We start from the raw sequence: 6,333 nt of genomic DNA on the forward strand, positions 1-6,333 counted from the left end.
GATGCGTCATCCTGATAGCGTCCCCGTTGTCCGTCGTCTGTTGCCGGCGGCCCTGTCGCTGGCGTTGCTGGCACCGGGTCTGGCCCTGGCCGAAACCCCGCGCGAGCAGGCCCTGGAAGCGCGCATTGCCCAGCTCGAGCAGCAGGTGCAGGCGCTGCTCGCCGCCCAGCCGCAGCAGGCCGCCCAGGTGCAGGCCCTGCGCCAGGATGTGGACCAGGTCAAGGCCACCGCGCCGGCCGCACTGGCGGCCGGCAAGCAGCCGATCCAGCGCACCAGCATCACCCCGGGCGCTGCGCCGGGCACCACCTTCCGCGTCGGTGGCTTCATCAAGGCCGATTTCCTGAGCACCTCCACCGGCGATGGCCAGCTGGCCGATGACGCCACCGGCCGCGCGCTGTACCTGCCGGGGCAGACCCCGGTGGCCGGCGCCGGCGGGAGCGGCGAGCGTTCGGACTGGGATACCAACTTCCACGCCAAGTTCTCGCGTCTGGGCTTTGGCCTGGACCACGTCGCCGACAACGGCGACAAGGCCGGCGCGCTGATCGAGGTGGATTTCTTCGGCAACGCGCTGGGCAACCAGAACGCCACCAACACCTATGGCACCACCGTGCGCCATGCCTACATGTACTGGAACAACTGGCTGGCCGGCCAGACCTGGTCCAACTTCATGGATGCCGGGCTGATGCCCGAAGCGGCCGATTTTGTCGGCCCCACCGACGGCGTGCTGTTCGTGCGCCAGGCGCAGATCCGCTACACCAACGGCGGTTTCAGCGTGGCGCTGGAAAACCCGGAAACCACCCTGGTCAACGGCACCTCCTCCGACCGCGGCACGCTGCCGGACCTGACCGCGCGCTACAACTGGAAGGGTGACTGGGGCCACTTCGGCGTGGCCGGCATCGTCCGCCAGCTCAAGGTCGACCGCAGCGTCGGTGGCGTGGACTATGACGATGACAGCTTTGCCGGCGGTGTCACCGTCGGCGGTCGCTGGGTGATGAGCCCGCGCAATGCGCTGCATTACCAGCTCACCGGCGGCGAGGGCATTGCCCGCTATGTCGGCCTGGGCATCACCGGCGATGCCACCCTGGATGCGGCCGATGGCAGCCTGGACAGCACCGGCGTGCTGGCCGGCTTTGTCGGCTGGCGCCACAACATCAACGAGCGCCTGCGCACCAACCTGATCTACGCCCGCAGCGACTACGACAACGCCACCGCTGCCGGTGGCCTGGTGACCAGGAACGTGCAGTCCATCCGCGGCAACGTGTTCTACACCCCGATGCCCAAGGTCGATGTCGGTGCCGAGCTGATGTACGGCGTGCGCGAAATCGAGGACGGCCGCAAGGGCGACATCTCGCGCGTGCAGTTCACCACCAAGTACAGCTTCTGAGCCTGAAGGCACCCGGCGCAGCCATCACGGTTGCGCCGGGCCGGCCTTGCCGTCGTACCCGCAGTTGTTGTTGCAAGTCCCCCCATGTCTGGTCAGCACCATTCCATCGCGTAATTCCGTTCCGCTACACGATTGCTTCGAGGGGAAGCTCCTATGTCCAACACCAGCGCCAGCGCAGCCCCGAAAGGGGAACTCACCAAAGGCCACAAGAAGGTAATTTTTGCCTCCAGCCTGGGCACCGTTTTTGAGTGGTACGACTTCTTTCTTTACGGCTCGTTGGCCGCGATCATCGCCAAGCAGTTCTTCAGCGGGGTCAATGAAACCACCGGCATGATCTTCGCCCTGCTGGCCTTTGCCGCCGGCTTCTTCGTCCGCCCCTTCGGCGCGGCCTTCTTCGGCTCGCTGGGCGACCGCATCGGGCGCAAGTACACCTTCCTGGTCACCATCCTGATCATGGGCATCTCGACCTTCCTGGTCGGCGTGCTGCCCAATTACAACACCATCGGTTTTGCCGCCCCGGTGATCCTGATCATCCTGCGCCTGCTGCAGGGCCTGGCCATGGGTGGCGAGTACGGTGGCGCGGCCACCTATGTGGCCGAGCACGCACCGCCGGGCAAGCGCGGGCTGTATACCAGCTTCATCCAGAGCACCGCGACCATGGGCCTGTTCCTGTCGCTGCTGATCATCCTGGTCTGCCGCATGACCCTGGGCACCGAAGCGTTCGAGGCCTGGGGCTGGCGCATCCCGTTCCTGGTTTCGATCATCCTGCTCGGCGTGTCGGTGTGGATCCGCCTGCAGCTGAGCGAATCGCCGTTGTTCCAGCAGATGAAGGCCGAGGGCAAGGGCTCCAAGACCCCGTTCCGTGACAGCCTCAAGGATGGCAACCTCAAGCTGATGCTGCTGGTGCTGCTCGGCGCAGCCGCAGGCCAGGCCGTGGTCTGGTACGGCGGCCAGTTCTATTCGCTGTTCTTTTTGACCAGCATGCTCAAGGTCGATGCCACCGTGGCCAACCTGCTCATTGCCGGTGCGCTGGCCCTGGGCACGCCATTCTTCATCTTCTTCGGCTGGCTTTCGGACAAGATCGGCCGCAAGAAGATCATCATGGCCGGCTGCCTGCTGGCGGCCATCACCTACATGCCGCTGTTCAAGGGCATCACCCATTTCGCCAACCCGGCCATCGAGGAAGCCCGCAACAACTCGCCGGCGCTGGTGGTGGCCGACCCGAAGACCTGCTCGTTCCAGTTCGACCCGGTGGGCGTGCGCAAGTTCACCAACTCCTGTGACATCGCCACCGCCGCGCTGACCCGCGCCGGTGTGCCGTACTCGGTGCAGGCCGCCCCGGCCGGCTCGCTGGCGCAGATCAAGGTCGGTGACAACAGCGTGGCCTCCTACGAGGCAGCCGGCCTGTCCAAGGACGAACTCAAGGCCCGCGCCGATGCATTCGCACCGGCACTGAAGGCGGCGCTGGTCGATGCCGGCTACCCGGAAAAGGCCGATACCGCACGCATCAACATCCCGATGACGATCCTGCTGCTGTGGGTGCTGGTGATCTACGTCACCATGGTCTACGGCCCGATCGCCGCCTACCTGGTCGAGCTGTTCCCGACCCGCATCCGCTACACCTCGATGTCGCTGCCTTACCACATCGGCAACGGCTGGTTCGGTGGCTTCCTGCCGGCCATCTCCTTCGCCCTGGTCGCCGGTACCGGCAACATCTACTACGGCCTGTGGTACCCGATCGGCATCGCGTTGATGACCGTGGTGATCGGCACGCTGTTCCTGCGTGAAACCAAGGACGTGGACATCACCAAGTAAGCCTGTTTGGTGATCCAGGCAATGCTCGCAGCGCCGGCCATGTGCCGGCGCTGTTGCGTTGGATGACCGATGGCAGTGTCCTGCCCGTCACCGGCGTGGTTGGATCAGGCTGGCGTGCTGCCACGGTGGCGGCACCGGTTCTGGAGGATCGCCGATGTTTTTCGCCCCTGCCATCAAGGCATCAACCGCACCGCTGGCCGTGCCTGGCAAGCGTGTACGTCAGCTGGCACTGGCCACCGCGCTGCTCGTTACCGGTGTGTTCTCCGGCCCGCTGCTGGCCGCCGATGCTCCGGCCCTGCAGCGCGAGGCACAGCGCCTGGTGCAGGGCCTGGAAGGCGAGGTCGGGGTGTCGATGATCCACCTGCAGACGGGGCGCGCCGTCCACGTCAACGGCCAGCGCGCCTTTCCGCTGGCCAGCGTGATGAAGCTGCCCGTCGCGGTGCACATCCTCAAGCTGGTGGACGAAGGCCAGCTGACGCTGGGCCAGACCGTCACCCTGACCGAGGCCGACATCTACCCGGAAATGGGCGGGCCGATGGACCTGCACCTGAGCGCCGGCTCGGCCATCAGCGTGCGCGACCTGCTGCACATGATGATCACCGTCAGCGACAACAACGCCACCGATATCCTGCTGCGCGTGGGCGGCGGCACCGCGGCGGTGAACACGCGCATGCAGCAGCTGGGCATCGACGGCATCCGCATCGACCGCTACATCTGGGAGCTGCTGGCCAACTACTACGGCCACCCGGCCAGCCAGCAGCAACCGCTGGACGGCACCGGTTACGCCGCCGTGGCCAATACCCCGCGTACCCCGGCGCTGCGGCGTGCGCATATCGATGCCTGGAATGCCGACCCGCGCGATACCGCCAGCACTGCCGCCATCGCCACCCTGCTGCAGCAGGTCTGGCAGGGCCGGGTGCTCAGCGACGGCAGTACCGCCGTGCTCAAGCAGATCATGGCCCAGACCCGCACCGGCAGCGGCCGCCTGCGCGGCGTACTGCCCCCGCGCACCCCGGTGGCGCACAAGACCGGCACGGTGGGCGATGTCATCAACGATGCCGGCGTGATCACCCTGCCCGACGGCAAGGGCGAAGTGGTGGTGGCAGTGCTGATGCAATCCAGCGCCGATACTGCTGCCCGCGAGCGCACCATCGCCGACCTGGCACGGGCCGCGCACGATTATTTCCTTTTTGTGGAGTGAGTGATGACGGGATGGCGCAAGCAGGCGCGGGCGTCATCCGTCATGGTTACACCGTAGGTTTGAGGGGTGTAACCACAGCGAAAAGGTTTGGGGGGTGTAATCGTTTCAAGGATGCGCGGGCAAATCTTCGCAAGAGGCGGCAAGTGCTTGATTGCACGCAAACAATGCCCCCTGTTGCAGGCAGGGTTTTGTCGGCATACTCGGTTGCAACGCCGCAGATCAGCGGTCTAATAGTAGTTATGCGGCACAGGGACCGCACCGCAGATGATGTCTCAAAAGAAGATTGGCCTTGTCGCTATCGCCACGCCCTTATGGTTCTTGACGGTCTATCTAGCAATGTCGGCCATGCGGCCGGACTACGCGCACACCGACCAAGCCATCAGTGAGCTGGGCAGTCTGGATGCTCCGAACCTCTGGGCTTGGAACGTTCTCGGATACATCTTGCCGGGCTTCGCAGTAGCACTCCTTGGCATCGGCCTGCGGCGCGAGTTTATGGGCCGCGGGCTCCGGGCCAATGGCCCGGCGATGGCTTTAGTAGCTGCCGGCCTCCTTATGGCACTGTCCGGCGCGTTCCCCGCCAACATGGCGGACTTCAAATCCACGACGACGCTCCTGCACACCGTGGGCAGCTTTGGCTGCTACATCGCGTTCTTGGTAGCCGGGTTCTGGCTGCCCTCACTATTCCGGAAGGTCAACTCGTGGCGCTGGGCAGCAACGCCGTCGCTCGCTCTGGTAATCGCGTCGATCTTTACTGGGTTTCTTCGCTTCGCTGGCATGGCCAGCATCGGTCAGCGCATCACATTCTTGTGTTTTTTCCTGTGGGTTGGGCTAGTCGGCTGGGCACTGTGGCGGGCCAGCAGCTCCTCGGCGCCGCATAACAATTCGTCCAAGCCGAAGCCGCTTCGCGGCTCGGCTTAACTCAAGCGTTAGACCTCACGTGACAGTGCATTGCTATTTTGGGGAAAAATCATGCTTCGACGCACTATCGCCGCGCTTATCTGGGTGTCTTTTGCCTTCGCAACACTGCTCAGCCTTGCATCCAACACCGATCCAAAATGGTATGACTACGCTTCAGCGGTTCCACTTCTTATAGTTTTAATAGCCCTGATAGCTGGTCAAGATAAATTCCTCATCGAGGAACTAGAAGGGTGGCTCGCGAGGCTTCGGGGACCTAAGAGTGTAGCTCCGACTCGCACGACAAAAATCGACCACTTCAAACTTCTCGACAGCGAAATCGCTCGCTTCAATGCAATCTCTGGATTGGTCGGGCCAATAGGATTACTTGGTCAAGAAGCCTTAAGGTTTAGATCTATCGCAGGCACACTTAAAGCCAACGGAATGCTGGATAACAGTAGTGTCGACCAGCGTTACATCACGCATATTCTTGCAAGATCTTTGATAGAGAGCTTCTTCTGGCTTACCTACATATTTGACGATCCGGCGCAAAGGCAAGCTCGGTACAACGAATTTGTTGACTCATTTAAGGGTGAATATTTGAAACTTCACAATGAGCAACTACCCATCAATGCCGCGCTGCCGCAGCCTGATGCTGCGTGGCGGCAACTTCCTCGCGCTCCTGATGTGAGAACTATGCTTGGCCGCCTGAGTAACGTATACGGCAATAAGCTGGACTATTTGTATCCAATCTATCGCATAGCAAGCTTTGATACGCATGGAAAGAGCTTGAACAACATTGTCACCGCGGCCTTTGGCGGAACTTCGCCAAATTTCCCCGTGCTAGATCTAGAGTTCGGCTTTGATTTAATTGCCAATCAGTACCTCCACATACTTCAAGAATTAGCCAATACAGGTGAGGTCTAACAATTCATGTATGGACTCCCCCGTCAAATCCTGACGGCACGATGTTGTGAAGCTTCAGCTTCACGGCATGTGATTCTTCATTTTCCATCCTGCTGAAACTTTTTCTTACACC

General features: G+C 62.2%; 5 protein-coding genes. All 5 read left to right on the top strand.

Annotated elements, in window-relative coordinates; genetic code table 11:
- The first annotated feature begins 1 nt into the window (after nucleotide 1).
- The 5 genes from ABB25_RS09760 (at nucleotide 2) to ABB25_RS14355 (ending at nucleotide 6,221) form a co-directional block, all read left to right on the top strand.
- Entirely contained in the window at nucleotides 2-1,384 is a 1,383-nt protein-coding gene (locus ABB25_RS09760) for a DcaP family trimeric outer membrane transporter (protein ID WP_057666301.1), read from the top strand.
- Nucleotides 1,385-1,537: 153 nt separating this feature from the next.
- Nucleotides 1,538-3,199 carry an MFS transporter gene (locus ABB25_RS09765; protein ID WP_057666303.1) on the top strand — a complete coding sequence of 554 codons (1,662 nt, stop codon included), beginning with the start codon at nucleotides 1,538-1,540 and terminating at the stop codon, nucleotides 3,197-3,199.
- A gap of 154 nt (nucleotides 3,200-3,353) precedes the next feature.
- Entirely contained in the window at nucleotides 3,354-4,400 is a 1,047-nt protein-coding gene (gene bla, locus ABB25_RS09770) for a class A beta-lactamase (protein ID WP_057666304.1), read from the top strand.
- Nucleotides 4,401-4,664: 264 nt separating this feature from the next.
- Nucleotides 4,665-5,318, top strand: coding sequence for a DUF998 domain-containing protein (locus ABB25_RS09775; protein WP_057666306.1), 654 nt, complete (start codon nucleotides 4,665-4,667; stop codon nucleotides 5,316-5,318).
- Between the two features lie 51 nt (nucleotides 5,319-5,369).
- Nucleotides 5,370-6,221, top strand: a complete 852-nt coding sequence (locus tag ABB25_RS14355; protein ID WP_211259310.1) for a hypothetical protein — start codon at nucleotides 5,370-5,372, stop codon at nucleotides 6,219-6,221.
- Nucleotides 6,222-6,333 lie beyond the last annotated feature (112 nt).

The sequence above is a fragment of the Stenotrophomonas koreensis genome, from assembly GCF_001431525.1.
Lineage (GTDB): Bacteria > Pseudomonadota > Gammaproteobacteria > Xanthomonadales > Xanthomonadaceae > Stenotrophomonas > Stenotrophomonas koreensis.

Coding starts and splice junctions, on each gene's coding strand:
- ABB25_RS09760 (WP_057666301.1), top strand. CDS start 2: ATGCGTCATCCTGATAGCGTCCCCGTTGTCCGTCGTCTGTTGCCGGCG.
- ABB25_RS09765 (WP_057666303.1), top strand. CDS start 1,538: ATGTCCAACACCAGCGCCAGCGCAGCCCCGAAAGGGGAACTCACCAAA.
- bla (WP_057666304.1), top strand. CDS start 3,354: ATGTTTTTCGCCCCTGCCATCAAGGCATCAACCGCACCGCTGGCCGTG.
- ABB25_RS09775 (WP_057666306.1), top strand. CDS start 4,665: ATGATGTCTCAAAAGAAGATTGGCCTTGTCGCTATCGCCACGCCCTTA.
- ABB25_RS14355 (WP_211259310.1), top strand. CDS start 5,370: ATGCTTCGACGCACTATCGCCGCGCTTATCTGGGTGTCTTTTGCCTTC.